The sequence below is a fragment of the Arcicella sp. genome (genome assembly GCF_964672035.1).
In genome coordinates, this window is sequence record NZ_CBABQS010000020.1 from 23599 (window position 1) to 48603 (window position 25005).

19 protein-coding genes are annotated in these 25005 nt (G+C 36.2%); 6 read left to right on the forward strand and 13 right to left on the reverse strand.

Annotated elements, in window-relative coordinates; genetic code table 11:
* The first annotated feature begins 28 nt into the window (after positions 1-28).
* On the forward strand, positions 29-3223 hold the full coding sequence (locus tag AC1W31_RS07865; RefSeq protein WP_481733874.1) for an efflux RND transporter permease subunit: 3195 nt from the start codon (positions 29-31) through the stop codon (positions 3221-3223).
* Positions 3213-4652, forward strand: coding sequence for a TolC family protein (locus AC1W31_RS07870; RefSeq protein WP_481733875.1), 1440 nt, complete (start codon positions 3213-3215; stop codon positions 4650-4652). Before AC1W31_RS07865 ends, AC1W31_RS07870 begins: the two co-directional genes overlap by 11 nt.
* A gap of 182 nt (positions 4653-4834) precedes the next feature.
* Here the strand turns inward: AC1W31_RS07870 and AC1W31_RS07875 are convergent, their stop codons facing one another.
* Positions 4835-5467, reverse strand: coding sequence for a DUF4230 domain-containing protein (locus AC1W31_RS07875; protein ID WP_481733876.1), 633 nt, complete (start codon positions 5465-5467; stop codon positions 4835-4837).
* Between the two features lie 248 nt (positions 5468-5715).
* Between AC1W31_RS07875 and AC1W31_RS07880 the strand changes: the two genes are divergently transcribed.
* Positions 5716-7356, forward strand: coding sequence for a sodium:solute symporter family transporter (locus AC1W31_RS07880; RefSeq protein ID WP_481733877.1), 1641 nt, complete (start codon positions 5716-5718; stop codon positions 7354-7356).
* Positions 7357-7475: 119 nt separating this feature from the next.
* Entirely contained in the window at positions 7476-7862 is a 387-nt protein-coding gene (locus AC1W31_RS07885; RefSeq protein ID WP_481733878.1) for a glyoxalase, read from the forward strand.
* Here the strand turns inward: AC1W31_RS07885 and AC1W31_RS07890 are convergent.
* From AC1W31_RS07890 to AC1W31_RS07905, 4 genes are all read right to left on the reverse strand, one after another.
* Positions 7843-9318 carry an MBOAT family O-acyltransferase gene (locus AC1W31_RS07890; protein WP_481733879.1) on the reverse strand — a complete coding sequence of 492 codons (1476 nt, stop codon included), beginning with the start codon at positions 9316-9318 and terminating at the stop codon, positions 7843-7845. The two genes, AC1W31_RS07885 and AC1W31_RS07890, sit on opposite strands and share 20 nt — an antisense overlap.
* The gene (locus AC1W31_RS07895; RefSeq protein WP_481733880.1) at positions 9308-10246 is read right to left on the reverse strand and encodes a hypothetical protein; all 939 of its coding nucleotides are present in this window, start codon (positions 10244-10246) and stop codon (positions 9308-9310) included. Before AC1W31_RS07895 ends, AC1W31_RS07890 begins: the two co-directional genes overlap by 11 nt.
* Positions 10247-10317: 71 nt before the next feature.
* Positions 10318-11271, reverse strand: coding sequence for a hypothetical protein (locus AC1W31_RS07900; RefSeq protein WP_481733881.1), 954 nt, complete (start codon positions 11269-11271; stop codon positions 10318-10320).
* Positions 11272-11343: 72 nt separating this feature from the next.
* Positions 11344-12492: an exo-beta-N-acetylmuramidase NamZ family protein gene (locus AC1W31_RS07905; RefSeq protein ID WP_481733882.1), complete on the reverse strand. Its 1149-nt coding sequence runs from the start codon at positions 12490-12492 to the stop codon at positions 11344-11346.
* A gap of 4 nt (positions 12493-12496) precedes the next feature.
* On the opposite strand from AC1W31_RS07905, the gene AC1W31_RS07910 reads away from it, so the two are divergent.
* A complete protein-coding gene (locus tag AC1W31_RS07910) occupies positions 12497-13846 on the forward strand; it encodes an ABC transporter permease (RefSeq protein WP_481733883.1) in 1350 nt (449 codons plus the stop codon).
* Positions 13847-13960: 114 nt separating this feature from the next.
* Here the strand turns inward: AC1W31_RS07910 and AC1W31_RS07915 are convergent, their stop codons facing one another.
* The 6 genes from AC1W31_RS07915 to AC1W31_RS07940 form a co-directional block, all read right to left on the reverse strand.
* Positions 13961-14860: an ROK family protein gene (locus AC1W31_RS07915; RefSeq protein ID WP_481733884.1), complete on the reverse strand. Its 900-nt coding sequence runs from the start codon at positions 14858-14860 to the stop codon at positions 13961-13963.
* 137 nt (positions 14861-14997) lie between these two features.
* Positions 14998-16029, reverse strand: a complete 1032-nt coding sequence (locus AC1W31_RS07920; RefSeq protein ID WP_481733885.1) for a thioredoxin family protein — start codon at positions 16027-16029, stop codon at positions 14998-15000.
* 60 nt (positions 16030-16089) lie between these two features.
* Positions 16090-16359 carry a DUF2934 domain-containing protein gene (locus AC1W31_RS07925; RefSeq protein WP_481733886.1) on the reverse strand — a complete coding sequence of 90 codons (270 nt, stop codon included), beginning with the start codon at positions 16357-16359 and terminating at the stop codon, positions 16090-16092.
* 22 nt (positions 16360-16381) lie between these two features.
* Positions 16382-17305 carry a ribosome small subunit-dependent GTPase A gene (gene rsgA / locus AC1W31_RS07930; protein WP_481733887.1) on the reverse strand — a complete coding sequence of 308 codons (924 nt, stop codon included), beginning with the start codon at positions 17303-17305 and terminating at the stop codon, positions 16382-16384.
* 44 nt (positions 17306-17349) lie between these two features.
* Positions 17350-18657: a 3-deoxy-D-manno-octulosonic acid transferase gene (locus tag AC1W31_RS07935; RefSeq protein ID WP_481733888.1), complete on the reverse strand. Its 1308-nt coding sequence runs from the start codon at positions 18655-18657 to the stop codon at positions 17350-17352.
* Positions 18658-18731: 74 nt separating this feature from the next.
* The gene (locus AC1W31_RS07940; protein ID WP_481733889.1) at positions 18732-20942 is read right to left on the reverse strand and encodes a DUF5916 domain-containing protein; all 2211 of its coding nucleotides are present in this window, start codon (positions 20940-20942) and stop codon (positions 18732-18734) included.
* A gap of 265 nt (positions 20943-21207) precedes the next feature.
* Between AC1W31_RS07940 and AC1W31_RS07945 the strand changes: the two genes are divergently transcribed.
* Entirely contained in the window at positions 21208-22626 is a 1419-nt protein-coding gene (locus AC1W31_RS07945) for an APC family permease (protein WP_481733890.1), read from the forward strand.
* Positions 22627-22722: 96 nt separating this feature from the next.
* Here AC1W31_RS07945 and AC1W31_RS07950 read toward each other — a convergent pair whose 3' ends face one another.
* Both AC1W31_RS07950 and AC1W31_RS07955 read right to left on the reverse strand, forming a co-directional pair.
* Positions 22723-23892: a trans-sulfuration enzyme family protein gene (locus AC1W31_RS07950; protein WP_481733891.1), complete on the reverse strand. Its 1170-nt coding sequence runs from the start codon at positions 23890-23892 to the stop codon at positions 22723-22725.
* Between the two features lie 31 nt (positions 23893-23923).
* Complete coding sequence (locus AC1W31_RS07955; protein WP_481733892.1) at positions 23924-24739, reverse strand: hypothetical protein; 816 nt, start codon at positions 24737-24739, stop codon at positions 23924-23926.
* Positions 24740-25005 lie beyond the last annotated feature (266 nt).

Below are 25005 nucleotides of genomic sequence, written 5' to 3' on the forward strand. Positions count from 1 at the left end.
TATTTATTTCATCTAAATAATAAAAGATATGTTTAATCAATTCATACGAAGACCAGTATTCGCCATTGTGATATCAATCATGATTGTGTTTGTCGGTTTGTTGGCAATCAAGAAATTGCCTACTTCACAATTCCCTGATATTGCCCCAACAACAGTTAATATATTTATAGCCTATCCTGGAGCCAGTGCTGATGTATTGGTCAAATCAACCCTGATTACCTTGGAACAGGCCATCAACGGCGTTCAGGATATGCGATATATTGCTACTGATGCAACCAGTGCTGGTGAGGCCACGCTTAGGATTATTTTTGAACCTGGGACTGATCCAAATATTGCCGTTATCAGGGTAAAAACAAGGGTGGATCAGGTTATGCCACTCTTACCTGAATTAGTTCAGCGTGAAGGAGTTATCATTTCACCTGTTCAACCAAGTATGCTCATGTATGTCAATCTTTATTCCAAGGAAAAAAGCATTGATGAAAAGTTTTTGTTTAACTACGCAACCGTTAAAATGATTCCTGAGCTACAGCGAACCAAAGGGGTTGCCAGAGCGCAAATATTGGGGAGTCGGAGATATGCGATGCGTGTTTGGCTAAACCCAGAGCGTATGCGTGCGTATAGTATTTCTACGGAGGAAGTGATGAAAGCCATTGGCGAGCAAAGTATTATTGGTCGCCCCGGTCGGATTGGACAAAGTTCTGGAATTGCTGCCCAATCACTTGAATATGTACTTACCTACAAAGGAAGGTATAGCGATCCGAAAGAATACGAAGATATTATTATCAGAGCCAACGCCCAAGGTGAAAGCATTCATTTAAAGGATGTTGCCAAAGTAGAGTTGGGAAGTGAATTCTTTGATATTTATTCAAATCTTGATGGTAAAGCTTCGGCCGCTATTGTATTGAGACAAAACTATGGTAGTAATGCCAATGAAGTAATTGCGCAAGTAAAAGAGAAACTCGATATCATGAAAAAGTCTTTTCCTCCGGGAGTGGATTATAAAATCAGTTATGATGTATCGAAATTTTTGGATGCGTCTATTGAGCAAGTAATTGATACGCTGAGGGACGCATTTATTCTGGTAGCTTTGGTTGTTTTTATTTTCCTTGGCGATTGGCGTTCTACCTTAATCCCGATTCTGGCGGTTCCAGTATCCTTAATTGGGGCGTTTTTTGTTATTCAGGCTTTTGGCCTTTCCATCAACTTAATTACACTTTTTGCCCTTGTTTTGGCAATTGGTATAGTAGTAGATGATGCCATTGTCGTCGTGGAGGCGGTTCATGCCAAAATGGAAGAAGAGCCACATCTCACACCGTTTATGGCCACCAAAAAAGTGCTTGGCGAGATTAGTGGGGCGATTATCGCAATTACGGCGGTAATGGTGTCGGTATTTCTTCCTATTTCATTTATGTCCGGGCCAGTGGGTACCTTCTATCGACAATTCTCTATTACAATGGCAAGTTCTATTGTGATTTCAGCTTTGATAGCCCTCACACTTACGCCAGTGCTTTGTGCTATGCTTTTGAAAAATAATCATGGGCAAGTCAAAAAGAAAAACATTCTATCCAAATCTCTCGATAAATTCAACCAAGGTTTTGATAAATTGACAGGATGGTACGTAGATTTGTTAAAATTAATTGTTAATCGAAGAGCGCTTACGTTGATAATATTATTGGTATTCTGTGCTGGAATAGCCTACGAAAGTAAAATTCTGCCATCGGGATTTATTCCAAATGAAGATCAGAGTACAATTTATGCTATTATACAAACCCCTCCTGGCTCGACCTTAGAAAAAACCAATGAAGTTTCCCGACGACTTCAGAAAATTTGTGAAGAAGTGAAGGGAATCGAATCCGTATCTTCTTTGGCAGGTTACGAAATTATGACCGAGGGACGTGGGTCAAACGCTGGTACTTGTTTGATTAACCTTAAATCTTGGTCGGATCGTGACAAAAACGTAAAAGAAATCATGGAAGAATTGGAAGGAAAAACAAGGAATTTGGGCGCTACGGTTGAATTCTTTGAACCACCTGCCATTCCTGGCTTTGGTACTTCGGGCGGATTTTCGATGCGATTATTAGATAAAACAACCGATACGGATTACCGTGAATTTGATAAAATCAACAAGGAGTTCATGGCTAATTTGAGCAAACGTAAAGAACTCACGGGTTTATTTACATTTTTTGCGGCGAATTACCCTCAATATGAACTTGAGATTGATAATAAGTTGGCGATGCAAAAAGGCGTTTCTATCGGCAAGGCGATGAATAACCTCAATATTTTGATTGGTAGTACTTACGAACAAGGGTTTACGAAATTCAACCAGTTCTTCAAAGTATATGTACAGTCTGACCCAAGTTTTAGAAGACTTCCCACTGATCTTTTAAAGCTTTTTGTTAAAAACGAAGCAGGAGAAATGGTACCTTATTCATCATTTATGACGCTTAAAAAAGGTCAAGGTCCCAATGAAATTACCCGTTTCAATTTATACAATTCAGCGGCGATACAGGGACTTCCCGCAAAAGGTTATACTACGGCTGATGCCATACAAGCGATCCGAGAAGTTTCCGCAAAAACACTTCCCAAAGGTTACGATATCGCATTTGAAGGTCTTTCTTATGATGAAGCGAATCGTGGGAATGAGGCGCTGTACGTATTCTTGATTGTTTTGGCATTCGTTTACTTTGTTTTAGCCGCTCAGTATGAAAGTTTTATCATTCCTTTAGCAGTAGTATTATCCTTACCCGTTGGGGTATTTGGTTCGTTTTTGTTGTTGAAATTGATGGGATTAGAAAACAACATTTATGCACAAATTGGGCTTATCATGTTGGTGGGTCTGTTAGGTAAAAATGCCGTTCTAATCGTGGAATTTGCCGTACAAAAACGCCAACAAGGAGAAACAATTCTGAATGCAGCGATTGAGGGAGCCAGAGTACGTTTCCGTCCTATCTTAATGACTTCCTTTGCTTTCGTGGCAGGATTAATTCCTTTGATTACCGCTACTGGTGCAGGAGCGATTGGTAACCGTACCATTGGTTCTTCGGCGCTTGGTGGTATGTTATTCGGTACTATCTTCGGCGTTATCATTATCCCAGGCTTATATTTTATATTTGGTAGTTTGGCCGATGGTAGAAAAATGATTAAAGATGAAGATGAAAGTCCGTTGTCAGAAGAATTTGTTCACGCAATCGACAACTTTAAGCAATCAGACAATGAAAAATAAAAGAATGAAAAATAAGTCAATAATATTCGGAATATTATTACTGATGTCAGCCTGTGTACCAAAATCATTGGTTCTGATGAATAAAAATGAAAATAAGTCGGTTCCTGAGCGTTTCAACAACGCTCAGGACAGTACCAATACGGCAAAAACCATCTGGAAGGAATATTTTACAGACCCAAATCTGTTGGGTCTGATTGATACGGCTTTACATAACAATCAGGAATTAAATATTACTTTACAGGAAATTGAGATTTCCAGAAATGAAATACAAGCCAGAAAAGGAGAATATTTACCTTTCCTAAATGTAGGCGGAGGAGCTGGTATCGAAAAAGTTTCGAGATACACAAGTCAAGGTGCGAGTGATGCTGCTACTGAAATTAAACCTGGAACAGCAACGCCCGATGTTTTGCCAAATACCTATTTTGGGGCATTTGCCAGTTGGGAAGTCGATATTTGGCATAAACTGCGTAACGCCCGTAAAGTGGCAGTTACTAATTATTTATCTTCGATTGAAGGGAAAAATTTCTTGGTTACCAACATTGTTGCTGAAATTGCCAATTCTTATTATGAATTGATGGCACTTGATAATGAATTGGATATTATTAGAAAAAATATCGTGATTCTCAATAATGCCCTTTCAATCATTAGACAAGAAAAGGATGCCGCAAAGGTTACAGAACTGGCAGTTCGTAGGTTTGAAGCGGAGGTCTATAAAACTCAAAGTCTTCAATACGACATTCAGCAAAAAATTGTCGAGACTGAAAACCGTATTAACTTCTTGGTGGGTAGATTTCCGCAACATATTCAAAGAAACTCACAGCGATTTAATGAGTTAATGCCGAATAAAGTTTATACCGGAATTCCATCGCAGTTGATAGAAAATCGTCCTGATATTAGACAAGCTGAATTGAAATTGGAAGCGGCCAAATTGAATGTAACCGTTACTAAAGCTAATTTTTATCCTTCTTTGAGGTTAGGAGCTGCCTTGGGTTTTAGGTCTTTCAATCCATTATTATTAGCCAATCTTCCAGCGTCATTGATGGCATCGTTAGCAGGTGATTTGGTTGGACCAGTTATCAATAAAAACGCTATCATTGCCACATACAAAAGTGCCAATTCAAAACAGATTCAAGCGGTTTATGATTATGAACGAACAATTCTGAATGCTTATATTGAAGTGTCAAATCAGTTGTCGAATATTGATAACTTAGGGAGAAAGTACGACATGAAAAATAATCAGGTACAAGCACTTACGCAATCGACTGACATTTCGCTCAAGTTATTCAAATCTGCCCGTGCCGATTATATGGAAGTATTGTTGACGCAGCGTGATGTATTGGAATCAAGAATGGAATTGGTTGAAACCCGCATGAAGCAAATGAATGTTTTGGTGAATACTTACCGAGCATTGGGCGGCGGTTGGAATTAATTGAAGATGTACAATTGTACAAAATATAGTTTGATAAAATACTTCTTCAGACGAAACTAAAATTTGGCAAAAACTCACTGATATCTGTACGTGTGTTTTTGCCAAATTTTATATAACTCAGTCTTAAAATAGCCCTAACGATTTCGATTAACTTGGTTACACCTTCTTCCCCTACGAGAACACTATAGTTTCTCAAAACCAATCTTTTCACTCAATAGTCGCTGTTCTTCTTTTGCTGGCAATTGAAAATCAATATTCCAACCCATTGCTCCTGCCATTTGGCTCAACATTACCACCGCTTGTTTCTTAGCAATTTTGGGTAATTCACTGGCAATGGCCTTCGTTTGCATGGTCTGTTTGGCATCCGCAAGTAAGGCAGTGTATTCTTCATTCTTGAATTTATTGAAAAGTCCTTGGTCGATGTCATAAAATTTATAATCAGAATCGGTGCTTAAAATTTCGGGTTCGGGAAATTCTTCAATAATCATCGTGCGAGTACCTTCTTGCCAACGAATTTTCACTTTGGCAAAATCAAATCCTACTAAAACCTTGGCATTCGCCACGATTAAGGCTTTCTTATTCATGGTTGCTAATCCAAATAAAACCTCTTTTTCAGAACTATGGTCATATATTTCTGAGAAATGCCCTTCCGCTAAAACTACTTTAAAGACTTTTTCAATTTTTTCTAATACCACAGTTGACTCATTTTTGATGAGCGTTCCCTGTTTAGTTGTAAAATTATTATACACGAAAAAAATGCCAAAACCAGCAGCAATTCCAATGAAACAGAACACGATATTGAAGATTGATAACATTAGATGAAAAGTTTAAAATTGTAAAGGAGAACGATTTAGAAATATATTTCGCAAATTTCTTAAAAACAGTAATTAAATTCTAATTTATAAAGGTCAAACCAAATAAAATTTTTATCAGCTCAAATTTATAAGTAATCGAAATATACATTTTATTAGAAATAATAGTAAAAAAATGGTAATTTTGATGTCGAAATTAATCAAATAATTCATATTTATTCCCTAAAAACTAATTAAAACACATTAACCCCATGCAACAACAAGGATTACAAACTTTTGACTATTTAGTATTTCTCTTCTATTTTATCCTCGTATCAAGCTATGGTTACTGGATTTACAATAAGAAAAAAGCAAAAGAAACAAACACGCAAGATTTCTTCTTAGCGGAAGGTTCTCTTACTTGGTGGGCAATTGGTGCTTCACTTATCGCCTCAAATATTTCTGCCGAGCAGATGATTGGAATGTCGGGTAATGGTTTCTCAATGGGACTCGGAATTTCTACCTATGAATGGATGGCAGCAGCAACATTATTAGTAGTTGCAATATTTTTCATGCCGATTTATCTGAAAAATAAAATCTCGACCATGCCACAGTTTTTGAGCCAACGATATAACAAAACGGTGAGTTTAATCATGGCAATTTTCTGGTTGATTCTTTATATTACGGTAAATTTAACGGCTATTCTTTATTTAGGAGCTTTAGCAGTTTCCGAAATTTCGGGTATTTCATTCTATACTTGTATGATATTATTAGCGGTTTTTGCGGTAATAATTACTATTGGAGGAATGAAAGTAATTGGTTTTACAGACGTTATTCAAGTGTTTTTCTTGGTAATTGGTGGTTTAGCGGCTACTTATTTAGCGGTTACATTGGTTTCGGGAACGGATGGATTGAGCGGTTTGGTGGACGGTTTCAAAATGATGACCCAAAATCACGACGACCATTTCCACATGATTTATAGAGATGGAGCCGATGCACACGCCCACTCAAATTATATGTCATTGCCAGGACTTACGGTGTTATTTGGTGGTATGTGGATTGTAAATTTAAACTACTGGGGTTGTAATCAATACATCACGCAACGTGCCTTGGGTGCAGACTTGGATACCGCTCGTAAAGGACTATTATTTGCAGCTTTCTTGAAAATATTAATGCCAGTTATCGTTACTTTGCCCGGAATTGCGGCTTATGCTTTGTACCAGAAAGGAATGTTTCAAAAAGAAATGTTAGATGCAACGGGCGTTTTCAACCAAGATAGAGCCTATCCTGTATTGTTAAATTTATTGCCAGCGGGTTTGAAAGGTCTATCTTTTGCGGCACTTACAGCGGCAGTGGTTGCTTCTTTAGCAGGAAAAGCCAACAGTATTTCAACGATTTTCACGCTTGATGTTTTCAGACCGTATTTTGCCAAAGATATGTCGGAAAAGCAATTGGTTTGGGTTGGAAGAGTTGTGATTGTTGTGGCGATGGTTTTAGCAATCGTTGTTTCTCCTTTCATGGGCATTGACAAAAAAGGTGGTTTTCAATTTATTCAAGAAATGACGGGGCTTCTATCTCCAGGAATTTTTGCGGCATTCATCATGGGCTTTTTCTGGAAAAAAACCAATTCAGCCGGTGCATTTTTTGCGATTGTAGGTGGTTTTTTAATTGCTATTTCAATGCACAACAACTGGCTTCCAGGGACAGATTGGACACAAGTTCCATTCCTCGACCGTATGGGATGGGTTTTTGTAATCTGTGTTTCAGTAATGTTTGTTTTAAGTCTTGTATTACCTGACGAGAAAAAAGGCTTGGAAATTGATGCTTCAATGTTCAAAACAACCAGAGGATTTGCCATCGGTGCTACCATTGTAGTAGTGACCTTGATTAGTTTATACGCATATTTCTGGTAATAATATTTTCTTTAATTTTATTCAAAAAATGGTGTCAAAGAAATTTGATGCCATTTTTATTTACACTCAAATGCTCGAAATTAGCAAAACTAAAATGTACTTTATTAAGTTAGAACAACATGAACCGAGAGAATACAATACAATCCATCCGCCCAACCCTCACTTTTGAAAAAGAAGCAGAAAGTGATTTTGAAAAATTTCAAAACGAGGTATTACGCCCAATTTTAAAATTACAAAATGACTTACTCCTCGAAGTATTCAAAACCTACTGCACCAAGCGGAAAGGCACATTTAATAAATTTTCAGAAAAAGAAAAATCGGTTTACATCGACCAAGCCGTTCGGAAAGATATGAAATTCAAACATTATCTTGAAGGTATCATCACGGGGATGTTTACGTTGGAAGAATATTTAAAATTCATGGAAAACGAAGAAGAATTAACCAAAAGGATGATTAATCTATTGGTGCAAAGATTGCAAAGTCAATTTAAAACTGAAAGTAAATAAATTGTGCGGGTTCGTCGTACATTCCCAAGAATAAAATGGCCAAAATGATTCCGTAATAAAGCACCCAACGAACTAATAAAGGACTTTGATGTAATAATTCTCTGAGGCTTCTTCCACGTTGTTTTAAATGAACCATTTCCATCACAAACATAGCAAAGGCAACCATGGCAAAATTGGTAATTCCTTTTCCTAAAAAGATATTTTTTTCGATAAACTGCTTATTACCAAGTTGTTGCAATTGTTCACCGAAACCCGTAAACAGATGAGAGGCAATGTAAGTAGCTTCTTGAATCTTGGAAGCACGAAAGAAAATCCAAGCGAAAGCAACCAGACAAAAAACCGTAAAAATTTGAATTAATTTGTATAAGTTTGGCAACTTTTTAATACCGATAATCTCAATAATTTTATTTCTAAAATTCACCGTTAAATTGGCGAAAACCAGATAAAAACCGTGAATTGAACCCCAAATTACAAACGTCCAACTTGCTCCGTGCCAAATGCCAGAAACCAAAAAAACGATAAAAAGATTATATTCTCTTCGCCATTTTGAAACCCGATTTCCCCCTAAGGAAATGTATAAATAATCTCTGAACCAAGAGGATAATGAGATATGCCAACGTCGCCAAAATTCAGAAATTGTTTTGGAAAAATATGGTCGGTCGAAGTTTTTCATCAATTTAAATCCCATCACTTGGGCCGAACCGAGGGCAATATCTGAATAACCCGAAAAATCACAAAATATTTGGATAGAAAAGAAAACAGTAGATACAATTAAGGGAATTCCCGTGTAATTATACGGATATTTATAAACCTCTTCAACCATCACAGAAAGGCGATCGGCGATGACAACTTTCTTGAACATTCCCCAAGCCATCAATTTCAAACCATCCGTAACTCGCTGATAATCAAAGTCATGCTTTTCATAAAACTGATGAATTACATTTTGTGGACGTTCAATTGGTCCAGCCACTAATTGCGGATAAAACATCACATACAAGGCATAAATTCCGAAATGATGTTCCGCTTTTTGATTCCCACGATAGACTTCAATCGTGTATGACATTGCCTGAAAAGTATGAAAAGAAAGACCAATCGGAAGCAATATTTGAAGAAATGGAATTGGGTTTTTAAGGTCAAAACCTTCTAAAAGCCACGTAAAATTGAGGTTCAGAAAATTAAAATATTTGAATATTGCTAATACGCCAATGTTGGCAATGAGGCTCAAGGTAAGATATAATTTGCGTTTTTTGCCTTCCGATTGCTCAATATAAATCCCCGCAAAATAGTCAATGACAATGGTGAAGCCCAGAATTAGGATATAAATGGGTTTAAAAACCATGTAGAAGTAGCAACTCGCTATCAAAAGCAAAGCCCAACGGAAACGATAAGGTAGTACGAAATATAGAATCGTAACAATGGGAAAGAAGAGTAAGAATTGTAAGGAGTTAAAAAGCATGATTTTTTATTGTATCAATTAATTTTTGTGTACGCTCAATTCTGCAATTTCCAAAAAGGTGAAAATGCGTATCATAAAAACAATCATCTGGATAAATTCCGTCTTTCAAATGATTGATTTTAAGGCAATTAACATTTTTTTCAATTTGTTTTTCGTAATGTTCTAAGGCCTCTTTATTCATATCGTATCCCGTTTGCGAATAACAAGAATAAAACCAATAAACCTCCCCTCCTTTTGCCCTAACTTCATTAATAAATTGATTAATTGCTTGAATCTCAACGGAATAATTTAGTTTTTTAAGGCCGGCCAAATCATTAAGTGGACGGATGGGCGGGTTGTTTAGATGCGCTAATAAATCGCCTTTTTGCGAGAATCCTTTTCTGAAATAATCCGAAATTTTATCATCAATTTGGGGCGATTTTATTCGATTTGGAAAGAAAATCAAGTTACGAGTATAACGAGCAAAAAACGCTGCTTTTTTCTCCAAAACATCCAACCAATTTTCATACCCTACATACGCATACGCTGGCGAATAGGCGAAAGCAGCCATTTGTTTAGAATAATCGTCCCCTGGTTTTGTGAGATAATATTCTATACTTAATACTACCAAATCGCCTTTTTTGACCTCTGAGAGGGTTTCTTGCAACATAAAATCAAGTCCAAAACCTACGTATAAACCAAGATTTATGACAGGAACACCAACTTTTTTTTGGATTGAATCAGAAGCAATTCCAAAGGCTAAGTTTGAACCGCCAGCCAAAATAATTTTGCGTTTTTGGATAGATTGAGCGTATTTATGTTTGTCGGCAATGGCGGCAAAATAGTTTTCTTCAATATCATTCTGAACCATAATTATTCCACCAATCGTTGAAATAATTAAAGCAATTAACGCAGCTATTTTTATGAAAAAATTAAGCAATGTGGTCAATGAGTTTATGGGTAAGTATTTTTAGAATTTTGATTGATCAATAAAGTTAAGCGTTGCTGTTTACTGCCTACTTACATTCCTTCCTGTTCTAACAATTGTATTAATCTCGAAGAAAATATTTTGCGACCTTTAACATTTGGATGAAAAACGCTATCGTAGAAAAATTCATCATCCATTACTGAATTTTCAGCACTTCCTAAAATGGTAAAATTCAAATTATGTCGATATTGTTGTTCAATCTTCTTGATTACAGCTATATTTTTCTCATATCCACTTTCAACGTAACTTGGGAAGGTGAAAAATACGGTAACCCCTTTCTGTTTTGCAAAGGCTTCAAAATCATTCAAATCTTTAATTTGCTTACTAAATTCTACATCATTTGTCATTTCTGGCACCGCAAATTCGGGTTGTGGATTATTTAAATGCCCCAATAAATCCCCATTTTTTGCGAAACATTTTCTAAAAAAAACCGAAGTTGTATCACTAATATCAATCGGTTTATTGCGAGTTCCTGACCAAAATTCTCCTAATAAAAGTTTGAAATCAGATAATCTATGAATGGCATAAGCGCTTGTTTCTTCAGAAAATGAGGCAAAATGAAGCCAATCTTTCGCTGGCGGATAAAAGTCAGCGGCCATTAATTTCTCATTACAGTCCCCTTCAGAAGTAACCACATATTCTAAAGTAATCAGCACAATATCTCCTTTTTTGAGCGATGTTTTGAGTTCATCCATCATAAAACGACTGCCTAATTTGTAGTGTAAAGAGGCATTAACCACGGGAATTTCTAATTCTCTTGACAGCAAATCGCTATCTACGCCAAACGCCATACTCGACCCGCTCATCAAAATCAAACGGGGCGATGGTACCGAATCTAACAGGTGCATTTTGTCTATTAGGGCTGCCAAGTAAGCATTTTTTGACCTCGGGGCGAAAGCTAAATCGGCTCGTCTTATTCCGTCAATCAATAGCAATGGCACAAAAGCTATGAGTATGATTCGTGTAAAAAATTTTATAAGTTTCAATCGATTATTGTGTTATTAATGTATGGTCATTTTATCGACAAAATTACTTAGGGAAAAATTAAGGACATAAAATTATAATTCATACAATAAATATTTTTTACGAATATTTTTATACGTATCTAAATCTGTTTTCCAAGATGCCCGAATTTGCTTTTCAGTCAAACCAGCCACAATTTGCTTACGAAGCGAATCACTGCCTGCCAATTTATCAAAGAAAGATGGGCTGCTAAAAAACTTTGGTTTATTGTCGGATTTTTGGTAGAAATCTATGATATATTTCAAAGTAAATGCTTGTTTACGAGCATCAATTTTAGACAAATCTTCGCCGTAACATAATTTTCCTTTTTGGGGAGGATTCTTTGCCCCAGGTTTATCTTCAGGCGTAAAAGTAAAATTGCCATTCTTAGGATTTGGGGAACCGATTACTTGAAATTGCTTATCCGTGCCACGTCCAACACTCACGTCTGTGCCTTCAAAAAAACAAATAGACGGATACAAAAGCATGGATTGCAAATTCGGCAAATTTGGCGAAGTGGCAATTGGGGGATTATAAGCCGTTGAATGTTTATAGCCTAAACATTTGATAATCTGTAAATTACATTTCAAATTTCCACTCAACCAACCTTCACCATTAATCATTTGAGCCAATTCTCCGACCGTGCAGCCATGCACCACAGGCACAGGATTTAAGCCTACAAAAGATGCAAATTTTTGATCTAAAATCGGTCCATCCACATAGTGACCGTTAGGATTTGGTCTATCCAGAATTAACATTTTTTTCGATTGTTCCGCACACGCTTCCATCACATAGTGCATCGTGGAAGTGTAGGTATAAAATCTCGCTCCCACATCTTGAATATCAAAAATTACCACATCAATACCTTCCAATTGAGCCGCAGAAGGCTTTTTATTAGCTCCGTATAAAGACACAATCGGTAAGCCAGTCTTTTTATCTACGCCATTTGCCACGTGTTCACCCGCATCTGCAGTACCCCTAAATCCGTGTTCGGGCGCAAAAATTGTCTTAATTTTTATGCCTAATGACAGCAAAGAATCCGCCAGATGCGTTTTCCCAATCGTAGAAGTATGGTTAACGACCAAAGCAACCGTTTTACCTTTTAAGTCAGAAATGTATAGATTGGTTTGTTCCGCACCCGTTTTTAGGATTTTTGAGGAATCAATTTGAGAAACAGCACAGGCCGTTGCGACCCAAATATTCAAAAAAATGAATATATTTTTAATAAAAGTTAAATTCATGTTGTATATCATTTTGGCAAAATCATCGTACTTTGTATTAAAATCAGTTTTGCTTCGTCGAGAAACAGAACAATTATTCAAATTTACAAAATACCGCATGAATTTTCCCTATTTCATTTCTCAACGTATTCAAAATACTAAAACTTCTTCTTTTTCTGGCACAGTTACCAAAATTGGCGTGGGCAGTATCGCCGTAGGTTTGGCCGTAATGATTTTGGCTTTTGCGGTATTGTTTGGGTTCAAAAATGCTATTAATCAGAAAATATTTAGCTTGGCTGGTCATCTAAAAGTTGCTAAGTTTTCTGCCAATGAATCTTACGAAGAGTATCCTATAACCAAGCAGACGGATTTATTTAGAAATTACAAAAATATTTCAGAAATTGCTCATTTACAAACCGTTATCCAAAAAGCTGGCATCTTAAAAACTCGCCAAGATATTATGGGTGTGGTGATGAAAGGCATCAGTAAAGACTTCGATTTTGAGCGTTTTCAACCCAATATTATCGAAGGAAAACAAATTGAATTTTCAGATTCTACTTACTCAAAAGACATTTTAATCAGTAAAATTGTGGCTAATAAGTTGCAATTAAAAGTAGGAGATTCACCCATAATATATTTTTTGAATGCCACCGACCGACCACGAAAATTAATAATTAAGGGTATTTACGAAACCAGTTTAGAAGAATTTGATAAAAATCTCATCATCGGCGACTTGGGTTTAATTCAGCGAATCAACGGTTGGGGAGCAGATTCGGTGGGAAGTTATGAGATTTACGTCAAAAATTTTGATCAATTAGATGCCACCGCCAAAGTGGTTCAAGATAAATTACAACCCGATATGAAATTGGAGAAAATCACCGATACTTTTATGGGATTATTTGATTGGTTGGGAATGTTGGATAGAAATATGGTAATTTTCTTAACCCTAATTCTGTTTGTAGCGTGCTTTAATATGATTTCAATTTTGTTGGTTTTGATGTTGGAACGCACGCCCATGATTGGGGTTTTGAAGGCTTTGGGAGGCAGTGATTGGCAAATCAGGAAAATATTCCTTTGGAGTGGTTTCTCGATGATTTTTAAGGGATTAATCTACGGAAATCTCTTCGGGATTGGCATCTGTTTCATCCAAAAATACTATAAAATCATTCCTTTAGATGCCGCAAATTATTACATGAACACCGTTCCGATTAGTTTGAATTGGTGGGTAATTTTGCTGTTAAATCTCGCCACCATTTCTTTAGTCGTGTTGGTTTTAATTATTCCAACCTTCGTCATTACCCGCATAGAACCTGTGAAAGCAATCGTGTTTCGGAAATGAGTTATGAGTTATGAGTTATGAGTTATGAGTTATGAGTTATGAGTTATGAGTTATGAAAAAGCTGGATTCTGACATTTATAGTTCCAAGTAATTCATAGCTCATAATTCATAATTTTAAAGAAGTGCTGCGCCAAAAACCCCTGCGCTATCACCCAAAAGCGGTTTTACGATGGGAGTACTTAATTTTTTATCATTAAAAATATACTTTTTAATTCTTTCGTAACCTTCGGTATATAGCAAATCTATATTACCTACGCCTCCACCGATCACGATTAAATCTGGGTCGAGAACGTTAATTAATGTTGATATTCCACGACCATAAAATTCTAACATTCGGTCAATCGTAGCCTCAGCTACTGAATCAGATTTGGCTTCGTACCTTTCCAGTATTTCCTTCAATTTTAGGTGAATCCCTGTATTTTTTTCGTAAAAATGTTCTAATCCACTGCCAGAAATGACTTTTTCGGCACAACCAGATTTACCACAATAACAAGATTCTCCGCCTTCTTCAAGGATATTATGCCCCCATTCGCCACCAATACCATGATGCCCACCAATAACTTTACCATGCACAACCAAACCTCCACCGACACCCGTTCCCATGATTACGCCAAAAACTAATTCGGCATTGGGGTAATTTTTACCTGCACCCATCAATGTTTCTGCCAAAGCAAAACAATTGGCATCATTGGCCAATTTTACGGAAATACCCAAAGCTTTTTCCAAATCTTGGTTCATCGGTTTTCCATTCATACAAACAGTATTGCAGTTTTTCATCAAATGTGTTTCAGGGTCGAGAACGCCAGGCGTAGCAAAACCAATTTTATTTGGACTTTCCCCCAATTCTTCCGACACCATATTAACCAACTTAACTATCTGATTAACAATATGTTGATAGCCTTTATCCGCCTCCGTTGGAACACGTTTTCTGATAATTACTGATAAATTATTTTCACTATCTAAAACGGCACATTCAATTTTTGTACCTCCTAAATCAATACCCCAAAGTTTCATGGTTAGTTACGAGTTATAAATTATGAGTTATGAGTTTAGGGTCGAAAGTAATTATTAAGTTAATAATCAGCTTAATGATTTATCTGATGATTATTCGATAACAAAACCTTAATTCCCTAATCCTAAGCCTCTAATCCCTATTTTTTATATATCCAATTAATTTTACTTAACACTGCTTCATCTTGGGTGAATCCTCGAACGTATTTTTCAATAAATTCACCATCTTTTTTGTCAATATTTTTCAATCCTTTGTAAAAACTATCAATCAAATCAATAGCTTTTTCGGGTTGATTTGTATTGAATAAAACCTTTGTCTCAGGTAATAAAAAACGTCCTGCAATGGATTGTTTATCAATGCCAATTTTGCGTAAAGTCTTTTTCATTTCTTGAATTTTTTCCAAAGAGAAACTATTCGCACGGCTACTATAAAGGCTGTACATCACCGTATTTTCAACCGTGGAAACAACATCTTTTTTAGGATATTTGGCGTAATAAGTATCTAAATTATTGACTACGTGTTTAAAAAGAGGGTTTTCATCGTCGATAACTACTTTTTGCAAAACTAAAAAATTGATGGGGTTTTGAAAATTTGTGCTTTGTTGTTTTTCCGCAAACGCATTCATGGCTTCAATATTTCCAGTTGTATCGCATATCATTCTGCAATTGTAGCCGTACTCAATCAGGAAATTATCATCCCGAACACCTTGCTGAAAATAGTTCTTCCACGAAGCCGAATTTTTAGTTGGGTCAGTGGCACGGTCTGCCATGTCTTTGAGCGATTTCTCATTATTTTGTTCATCGCCCGACACTTGAATGTGCATCAAATTTTCGTCCTTATCCCAAAAAGACATCATGGGCGTTGAAAGCACATAAATATTATGCTTCTTCCGAAATTCACGACCTTCGGGCGAATTCACTTCCACTTGATACGATACGAATTTTTGATTGAAATATGCCCCAACATTTGGATTGGTATCAAACGTTTTTTTGAAGTTTTCGCAGTGAGGACAACCGATGGCATAAATCTCCACAAAAACGGGCTTATTTTGCTTTTGGGCTATTTCAAAGGCATTTTTGAGACTGGTTTTTACAAATTTAACGCCTTTTATTTGAGCAGTTAAACCTTGTGAAAACAAAAAAGCGATGAAAAGAAGAATGGTTTTTAACATGCGTTATAACGTATTTTATAAAATAAAACTTAATATTTGCATCACATAAACAAGCAAAAATTAAACCATAAATTCTTTTTCTGCCTGTTGCCAATATATTAGTAAATCTCCCGAATATCGTCCTTGGGATTCCCAAATTTGGTAGGCTCTTAAACGGATTTTTTCATCCACTAATTCATCTTTCCAAAAGGAATTACACGAGTTTGTACTGAAATCAAAAGGTAAGTTTCCGAAGAAATCTTGCCGTCCTTCGATTTCTGCATTGTGCCGATAACACATTTTTTTGATGGGGCAACCTTCGCCCACACACATGGTTATATCGTAGGGCATAAGATAAATTTAGTTAACATTTTTACCGCCTATTATCATCATCATCCATCATACTCAAATAACTCGCATAACGACTCGCTTGTATATTTCCATCCTTAACTGACTGTATTACAGCACATTGAGGCTCATTAATATGCTTGCAATTATGGTATTTACACTTGTTCAATAACACCCGCATCTCTGGAAAAAAGTGAGATAATTCTGCTTTTTCAATGTCAATTAAACCTAATTCTTTAATGCCCGGCGTGTCAATAATGTAAGAATTCTCGGAGATTTCAAACATGGTTGAGAATGTTGTGGTGTGTACACCTTTATTGGCAAAAGTAGAGATTTCTTTAGTTTTCAAATCCAAATCAGGGGAAATCTGATTGACTAAAGTAGATTTCCCTACGCCAGAATGTCCCGAAATTAAGGAGATTTTATTCTTCAAAATATCCTCAAATTCTTGAATTCCGATGTTGGCAGTGGCCGAGGTAAAAATAGACGGATAGCCAATTTCATCATACATCGTTGCCAAGTCCACAAGATACTCTTTTTCTTCTTCCGAAAGTAAATCAACTTTATTAAAAACAATAATGGTCGGTATTCTAAATGACTCCGCCGAAACCAAAAATCTATCCAAAAATCCTAAAGAAGTTCTTGGATAATTGAGCGTCATAATCACCACGGCTTGGTCGAGATTTGCCGCTAAAATATGCCCGTGAGCCGTTTTATGAACAGATTTACGAATAATATAATTTTCTCTTTGCGTTATATCATGAATAATTCCTGTATTTTCAACCTTGTCTTCAATGTCAAATAATACCCTGTCTCCCACCGCAATCGGGTTGGAGGTTTTGAGTCCTTTTATTTTAAATTTCCCTCTCAAACGGCACTTCCAAGTATGTTTGTTTTCGTCTAAAACTTCATACCATGAACCCGTTGAACGCATCACTAATCCTTTCATATTTTTGGGATACTGCTTATCTAATTTCTTACCGTCAATCTCTTTTACTTAATCCCTAATCCCTTTACATATTTAATAATCTTATCCGTCCCGCCTAAATTCTCCTCCACGTATTTTTTAATAATATCCGATTTTTGATTTCTTAAGACTGTATCATCGTATAATTTCTCAAATTCTAACGAAAATTCATTGGTATTCTCAATCGTTTTTGCACCCATAAGTTTCTCTAAGTCAACAGCTTCTTGAAATTTTTGATAATTTTTATCGCCAAAAAATATTGGTAATCCAAACGTTGCCGCTTCCAAAATATTATGCAATCCTTTGCCGTAACTCCCTCCAATCCACGCAAAATCAGCGTATTGATAAAGCGAGGATAACATGCCAATATTGTCGATAAATAAGGTATTAGGGATTAGTGTTTGGGGGTTCGTAAAAAAGGTATTCGCACTAATCTCAGAATATCTAATACTACTTCCTTTCAACTCTTTCCGCCAATGTTCAATCTCCGCTTCACGGATTTCGTGTGGGGCGATGATTACTTTTAAATCTTTTGTAAAATTATTCAAAAATGGAACAATTACCGCAAAATCTTCTTGCCAACATGAACCAATGATTAATAAAGGTTTTCCATCCTTGAATTGTTCAATAATCGGCAATGATTTTCGAGCATCCGCAATTTGTTTTACACGGTCAAAACGAGTATCGCCACCTACCGTAACATACTGAATATCAATATTTTGCAATAATATTAAAGATGCTTGGTTCTGCACAAAAATATGATCAAAATACGTTAAAATATTTCGATAAAAACCACTGTACCATTTAAAAAATATTTGATTAGGTCTGAAAATAGCGGAGAAAGAAATAACGGGAATTTGCTTTTCGTGAAGGATTCGGAGATAATTATACCAAAATTCATACTTCACAAAAAACACAATGGAAGGATTTATTTTTTCGATAAAATCTTTTGCATTTGAAGGTGTATCCGAAGGTAAGTAACAAATAAAATCAGCTCCTGCGTAGTCCTTACGCACTTCATAGCCAGAAGGCGAAAAGAAACTCAGCACGATTTTATAAGCCGGAAATGTTTCTCTAAATTTTTCAATAACGGGCCGTCCTTGTTCAAATTCGCCTAAAGATGCGCAGTGAAACCAAGCAACAGATTTTGGATTTTCGATTTCAGATTTCAGATTTAAGTCGGTGGCCGATATTGTTTTCAGTTTTTTTTCAAAATCAGCAATCGAAAATCCCAAATCCGAAATCCGTAGTTTTGCCTTTTGATTAAAAGGACTAACCAGCCAAATGATGAACTGATACCCATAAATGGAGAGATTGTAAAGAAGTACTGACAAGATGTTTTGGATTTATTTACCGTAAAATTAATCCAAAACTAACGATTAACGATTCAAAATCAACTATTAATTCTTCAAAGATTCAACCAATAAGTCATTTTCAAAACCAAGGCACGATTTTTAATTTCGTAACTATTCGGGAAATAATTGTCCGTATAAACCAAGAAAATATCCGAAGCAGGTTTGTAGCGCCATTGCACACGACTATTGATATTTATGTTGTGACGTTGTTCGTTATATTGAACAAATATCGTCCAGAATAATTTATTAGTAAACGTGACATCAATTTTGGGACTCACCAAGAAAAAGTGCGTTTTGACAACTTTATCCGCTTGTCCAGCCACTGGAACTTTCACCTCGCTAATATCCACGTAATTAATATTGGCTGAAATATTCACGTAAGGCTGAAAACGATAACCCAACGTTGTGGACAATGTTAGTAATTGTCCATCTCCAAAATATCTACCGTAAGAACCAGAGAAATTTGTCGTATATTTTTTTCGGGCGGAAGATATATAATCCATACTAAAAGTCTTGTAACGATGTTCACTATTTACCTTTAGTACATCAATATTTCCTTCGTTGGTCGGGTCAAAATCGTATTGAAGTTTATAATAATTGGTTTGTAAACTCGTAAATAATTGACTTCCTCCTTTGGTGGCAAATTGATACGCAAAAATATTGATTGCATCAGTCCTTTCTCCATTCGTATTCCAGTAATAATCGAAAGCACAAATCGGAGCGTGATAAAGAACTTTATTAGCTGGATTTTTAGTATAATGAATATACGTAATCTCGGGTGCTGCAATCCGATAATATCCTCTGCGTGGCACATAACCCATTTCTGGTGTATAATTTATTCCTACATTTTCGTGCTGAATATTCACTAACCAATGCAAAGAAGCATATTGTAGATTATATCCCTGCATTACATCTTCGCCCGTTATTTTGGGACTAAAAGACTTCATCAGCATTGCCTTGCCCGTCCATGCGTTGTTGGCAGAAGCTAAATTATATTCAAAGCCTAAATTTCGGTTAAAATCGGTGAATCCACTATTTGTTTTCTCCCTAAAACTTAAAGATTCTTTGTTCAAAAACATCATTCCTACGCTTGAACGTTTGAAAACTTTTTGTTGCAAAACCAAAGTCGTAAAGTTTTGATTAGGACGCTTGGTGCTATCGGTCAAATCCTGCGAACCCGTTTGGATATTCATCGCTCCGATACGAAGATTGCTATTGAGTTTTCCGCTAACTCTTACGCCATAAGTGATGGGAACGCCCAAACCAATTCTTCGGGAAAAGAACGGACGAAGACCGTCCAATCCAAAGTTATTAAACAAATCAGCATTTTCTAAAAAGAACTGACGGCGTTCAGGAAAGAACAATTCAAAACGACTCAAATTGGTTACTTGTCGGTCAACGTCCACTTGGGAAAAATCGGGATTAAGGGTTAAATCCAAATTCAACGCTGACGAAAGTGCGATTTTAGCATCTCCGCCAAAATCTTTTCTGAAAGTAGCATTTGTATTACTTTGAAAATCTTTGTTAATGCCTCCAAGTGCATAAGGAATAATCGAAATATTGGCTTTGGGCGAAGGAGGAAGCGTTTCCCACGCCATCATACCCGTGAAAGCAAGCGACAAAGCACTGTATTGCCGTGGCACTTTTGTCCAAACAGAAACCTCTTTTTGATTAGGATAATTTCGGCTAAAATTAATTCCCCAATTTGAAACATCATTTTTATATCTCAACGTTTTGAAAGGAATTGCCATTTCAACAATCCAACGGTCAGAAAGATATTTGGTTTGAGAATACCACTTATTATCCCAATTCAAATTTAAAACTTGTCCTTCTGAGATAAGCCCTTCCAATTGAGCTCCAGCGGCATTTACCCCAAAAATAATCCCATTGGTCAAATCATTAAAAGGCTCAAGGATGATTTGAAAACTTTCATTATTCTGAATTACATAATCCCTTTTCATGGATTCAACGGTAGCAAGTTTTCCATCATTCGCCTTAAAACAAATGGCAGATACGTACAAAAAATTGTCATTGTAAGTCAATCTGACTTCGGTTTGATTGTTGGCACGAGCGGTATCAGTGGGAAATTTTAGCCAAAAATCTTTGGCTACATCGGTATTTTTCCAAGCCTCATCGTCTAATATTCCATCAATATTTATGTTAGACGTTATGGGTTTAATACGGAACTGGTAAGACTCATTTATTTTCTGAGATATGGCGGTGAAAGCATATAAAATGAAGATGAAAGGTAGTAGTTTTCTCATTTTTATAAATCTATGGATGTCTATTATTGGTTACAAATTTAGTAAAAAATAATCTAATGACTAAAATAAGTGTTTGAATTTTTAAAAATACTTATCACGGCATTTTGTGTTATACAATTATCTAATTTTCAGATTGAGAAAACACCTGTTGGGAGAAAGTAATAAAACTTAATGATGAAAATTACCGAAATGAACCAGAAGGGTTTTGTAAAGCCATGATAAATCCTTAATTTGTATGAGCGTTTATAAACCCAAAAACCACTTCATGCAGAAATCTTCTGAAAATCAAGGACAATTAGTTCGCACCATTGGATTAACCTCCGCTATTGTTCTCATTATCAGTTCCGTGATAGGGACGGGTGTTTTCAAAAAAGTTGCTGCAATGTCGGCAGAATTGCAATCGCCCGTTTTGGTATTAGTAGCTTGGCTATTGGCAGGTTTGATTAGTTTGGCGGGAACACTTTCTAATGCTGAAGTTGCCAGTATGCTTGCAGATTCGGGCGGAGAGTTTGTTTATTTTCGTAAAATCTATAATCGCTTTTTCGCTTTCCTTTTTGGTTGGACAAACTTTGCCGTAATTCGTACCGCCTCCATTGCTTCTGTTGCCTACGTTTTTTCACAATCATTAAATAGTTTAGTTGCCTTCCCCGAAACCGCTAAAGCCTTAGCTGATTTTAGCTTTTTGGGCTTGCATCTTTTCGATAATTTAAGTGTTAAACTTGTGGCCATTTCCTTGATTTTCATCCTGACTTATTTTAATTACAGGGGCTTAAAATTAGGGGAAAACCTAAGTAGAATCCTAACCGCTTTAATGGTTCTTACCATGCTGATAATCATCGTGTTAGGCTTAACTTCGAGCGTTGGAAGCATAGATAACATCACCACCAATAGTATTAAATATGACCCAAATGCGATGAACGGTTCAACGCTTTTCAAGGCTTTGGCATTGGCTTGTTTAAGTGCCTTTTGGGGTTATGAAGGTTGGGCGAGTGTAGGATTTATTGGCGGAGAAATGAAGAATCCGCAACGTAATTTGCCCTTAGCACTGATTGTTGGAACATTGGGAGTCATGGCAATTTACTTGCTGATGAATTTTGTTTATCTCTATATTCTTCCAATTGATGAGTTTATTAATATTTATGAATCCAAAAATGGTATTGCTGCCGTCGCCGTTGTGAATCACTTTTTAGGTTCTTCGGGTGGGCTTTTAATTTCTTGCCTTATTTTAGTTGCTACTTTTAATTGTACGAGTACCACTATTCTTTTGGCTTCGAGGTTATTTTATGCGATGGCGAACGATAAGATGTTTTTCAAAAGTGTAGATTACATTCACCCAAAATATAATACGCCTTCAAGAGCCTTATTTATTCAAGCAATATGGACCTCGCTTCTGGTGCTTTCGGGTACGTTCGACCAACTGACGGATATGTTGGTCTTTGCCGCTTTCATTTTCTATGGAGCAACGGCTTTTGGCGTTTTTGTGTTGCGTAAAAAAATGCCAAATGCTCCCCGTCCCTACAAAGTAATTGGTTATCCAGTTGTACCTGCGATTTTTATTTTATTCTGTATTGCATTGATTATAAATACCTTAATGCAAAAACCACAAGAAGCTTTAATTGGTTTAGGATTAATGGCAACGGGATTACCTTTCTATTTTTATTGGAAAAGTAAGGAGAAAATTTAGTAGACAGTAGACAGTAGACAGTAGACAGTAGACAGTGAAAATAACTTTTAAATTAGATGAGTTCCATTTCATTGCCTACTGCCTACTCAAAACTGCCTACTTTATAAACTCCAACGCATTCTTCAAATCATCTATCAAAAAATCAGCATCTTCCAAGCCAATATACAACCTGACCATCCGATGTTTTGGGTTATTTTTGTCATAATCTTCGGGCTTCATTCCAGCAGCTTTGGGCATAATTAAAGACTCGTGTCCTCCCCAACTTATCGCTAATAAAAAGTTTTTTAAGGATACAACAAAAAGTTCAATATCCTGACAATCGATTGGTTGAAGAATAATCGTTAATAATCCACAAGCGCCAGTCATTTGTTTCTTCGCTAATTCAAACTGCGGAAATGATTCATCGAATGGAAAAATAACTCTCTCAATTTTAGGATGATTTTTCAAGAAATCTACCACCTTTAAAGTCGTTTCGGAAATGCGTTGTAATCGAATTTCCAAAGTCCGTAATCCCCGAATTAATAGCCAAGCATTGAAAGGCGAAAGGCTCGTTCCAGAATTGGATAATTCCGAATCAAAAATCTTCTTAATTCGTTCTTTTGAACCAGTAATTACCCCAGCAACCGTGTCCGAATGGCCAGCAATATATTTTGTGGCAGAATGCAAGCACAAATCAATACCGAATTCATGTGGTTTTTGATAGAGCGGTGAACAGTATGAATTATCAATGATTGTTGTAATATTTTTGGACTTGGCAAAATCCGCAACTGCTTGTAAATCTTGCAGCTGATAGTCCCATGAATTGGGCGATTCTAAATAAATCAGCGTGGTATTTGACCGACAAGCATCCACAAAATTCTGAATATCCCGCCCATCCACGTAGGTATGCGTAATGTTGAATCTTGGCAAAACCACTTCAAACATTCGTGCCGCCCATGAATAAGGTTGGGCTACGGAAATTAGATGGTCGCCAGCTTTTACATTGGCCAAAATACTGCAAAAAATGGCTGAACTTCCCGAATTTGTCACCAAAGCATCTTCTGAACCTTGCAAGGCCGCTATTTTTTTTCGCAAAATATCAACCGTCGGATTTCTGGATTTTGTGTAAATATATTCGCCGGAAAACTCATCTTCAAAAGTTTCTCGGAGTGATTTAAAATCTTTGAAAGCAAAGTTGGAAGTTTGAATAATTGGCGGAGCAACCGCATTAAAATATTGCTCACGGTCTTCGGCTAATTGATTGATAATGAATGAGATATTGTCCACAGAAAGATATTGTGTTAAAATTAAAACACAATTAAAGGGAATTTCTCTGAATAAACAAAAACGGATTTCGGATATGTTCTTTTTTACCGTTCAGAATAAGGTCAGCGGCTGTTTTTCCCAATTGAAAATGGTCGGTAGTAACCACGGTAATTCCGCCCGAAAGCACTTCTTTTACGGGCGTTTCATTGTAGGATAAAATGCCAATATCAAGCCCAATTTTCAGATTTTGAGCATGACAATACTTTAATATTTCCGTTAAAAAGCGTTCAGATAAAACCAAATAAGCCTCATTTTTACGGATTATTTCAGCGTCTATTTCTGTGTAAATATTATACCTTAAATTATTTTCAATGGCAAAGCGAGTTACGCCTTCCATGATTGCCAACGAATAAAAATATTTTTCCTGAATGACAAAGTTCAAGGTTTTGTACTTGAGTATTAAGTTGGCAGCTTTTGAAAGTACTTCATAAATATCCGCTTCAAAATCTTGATAAACACAAGCATAATTTCCCCGAATAAACTCATTTCGCTTATCCAAAATCAATAATTTTTCTTTGGGAATACTATTTACCGTCTTTAAAATATCTTCATTTATATGCGTTGCGTGCAACATAATAGCCACGAAATCATAATGATTTTTTTTCTCTCGAATGACCTCGGCAAAGTGCAAAGAGTTTTGATTAGAAATAGAATGAATGTATAAATCTACCGAAGCTCTACCGCCGAACTGTAACAAAAATCCATCGTAGATTTCATTGCGATAATCACTGAGCCTATTGAAAATGAGTAACACTTTCAAGACAGTTTTTTCGGTATTTTTTATAGAAATGGCTAATGGATTATTCACAGAATTATAATTTTAAAACTAAATAACAATTTGTACTAATGATAAATATCCTGTCTTGTACAGATACCTCAAAGCAGGGTATAACAGGACAGTAGTGGCAATTTAAAGCGATTTTGCAAGATTTGTACTAAAGATTGAAAGAAATATGCTAATTGTTTCATTTTTTTAGGCGTAATTTTATATAAGAAAAACTGTATTATTTCAATATAAAATTTAACAAAATTGATGAATTTTAAAAGTCCTTTTTTATAGATAAAATCAATAAT

What these genes read in the sequence shown, in the direction of transcription:
- AC1W31_RS07865 (WP_481733874.1), top strand. Translation starts at nt 29, where the DNA reads ATGTTTAATCAATTCATACGAAGACCAGTATTCGCCATTGTGATATCA.
- AC1W31_RS07870 (WP_481733875.1), top strand. Translation starts at nt 3,213, where the DNA reads ATGAAAAATAAAAGAATGAAAAATAAGTCAATAATATTCGGAATATTA.
- AC1W31_RS07875 (WP_481733876.1), bottom strand. Translation starts at nt 5,467, where the DNA reads ATGTTATCAATCTTCAATATCGTGTTCTGTTTCATTGGAATTGCTGCT.
- AC1W31_RS07880 (WP_481733877.1), top strand. Translation starts at nt 5,716, where the DNA reads ATGCAACAACAAGGATTACAAACTTTTGACTATTTAGTATTTCTCTTC.
- AC1W31_RS07885 (WP_481733878.1), top strand. Translation starts at nt 7,476, where the DNA reads ATGAACCGAGAGAATACAATACAATCCATCCGCCCAACCCTCACTTTT.
- AC1W31_RS07890 (WP_481733879.1), bottom strand. Translation starts at nt 9,318, where the DNA reads ATGCTTTTTAACTCCTTACAATTCTTACTCTTCTTTCCCATTGTTACG.
- AC1W31_RS07910 (WP_481733883.1), top strand. Translation starts at nt 12,497, where the DNA reads ATGAATATATTTTTAATAAAAGTTAAATTCATGTTGTATATCATTTTG.
- AC1W31_RS07915 (WP_481733884.1), bottom strand. Translation starts at nt 14,860, where the DNA reads ATGAAACTTTGGGGTATTGATTTAGGAGGTACAAAAATTGAATGTGCC.
- AC1W31_RS07920 (WP_481733885.1), bottom strand. Translation starts at nt 16,029, where the DNA reads ATGTTAAAAACCATTCTTCTTTTCATCGCTTTTTTGTTTTCACAAGGT.
- AC1W31_RS07925 (WP_481733886.1), bottom strand. Translation starts at nt 16,359, where the DNA reads ATGCCCTACGATATAACCATGTGTGTGGGCGAAGGTTGCCCCATCAAA.
- rsgA (WP_481733887.1), bottom strand. Translation starts at nt 17,305, where the DNA reads ATGAAAGGATTAGTGATGCGTTCAACGGGTTCATGGTATGAAGTTTTA.
- AC1W31_RS07940 (WP_481733889.1), bottom strand. Translation starts at nt 20,942, where the DNA reads ATGAGAAAACTACTACCTTTCATCTTCATTTTATATGCTTTCACCGCC.
- AC1W31_RS07945 (WP_481733890.1), top strand. Translation starts at nt 21,208, where the DNA reads ATGCAGAAATCTTCTGAAAATCAAGGACAATTAGTTCGCACCATTGGA.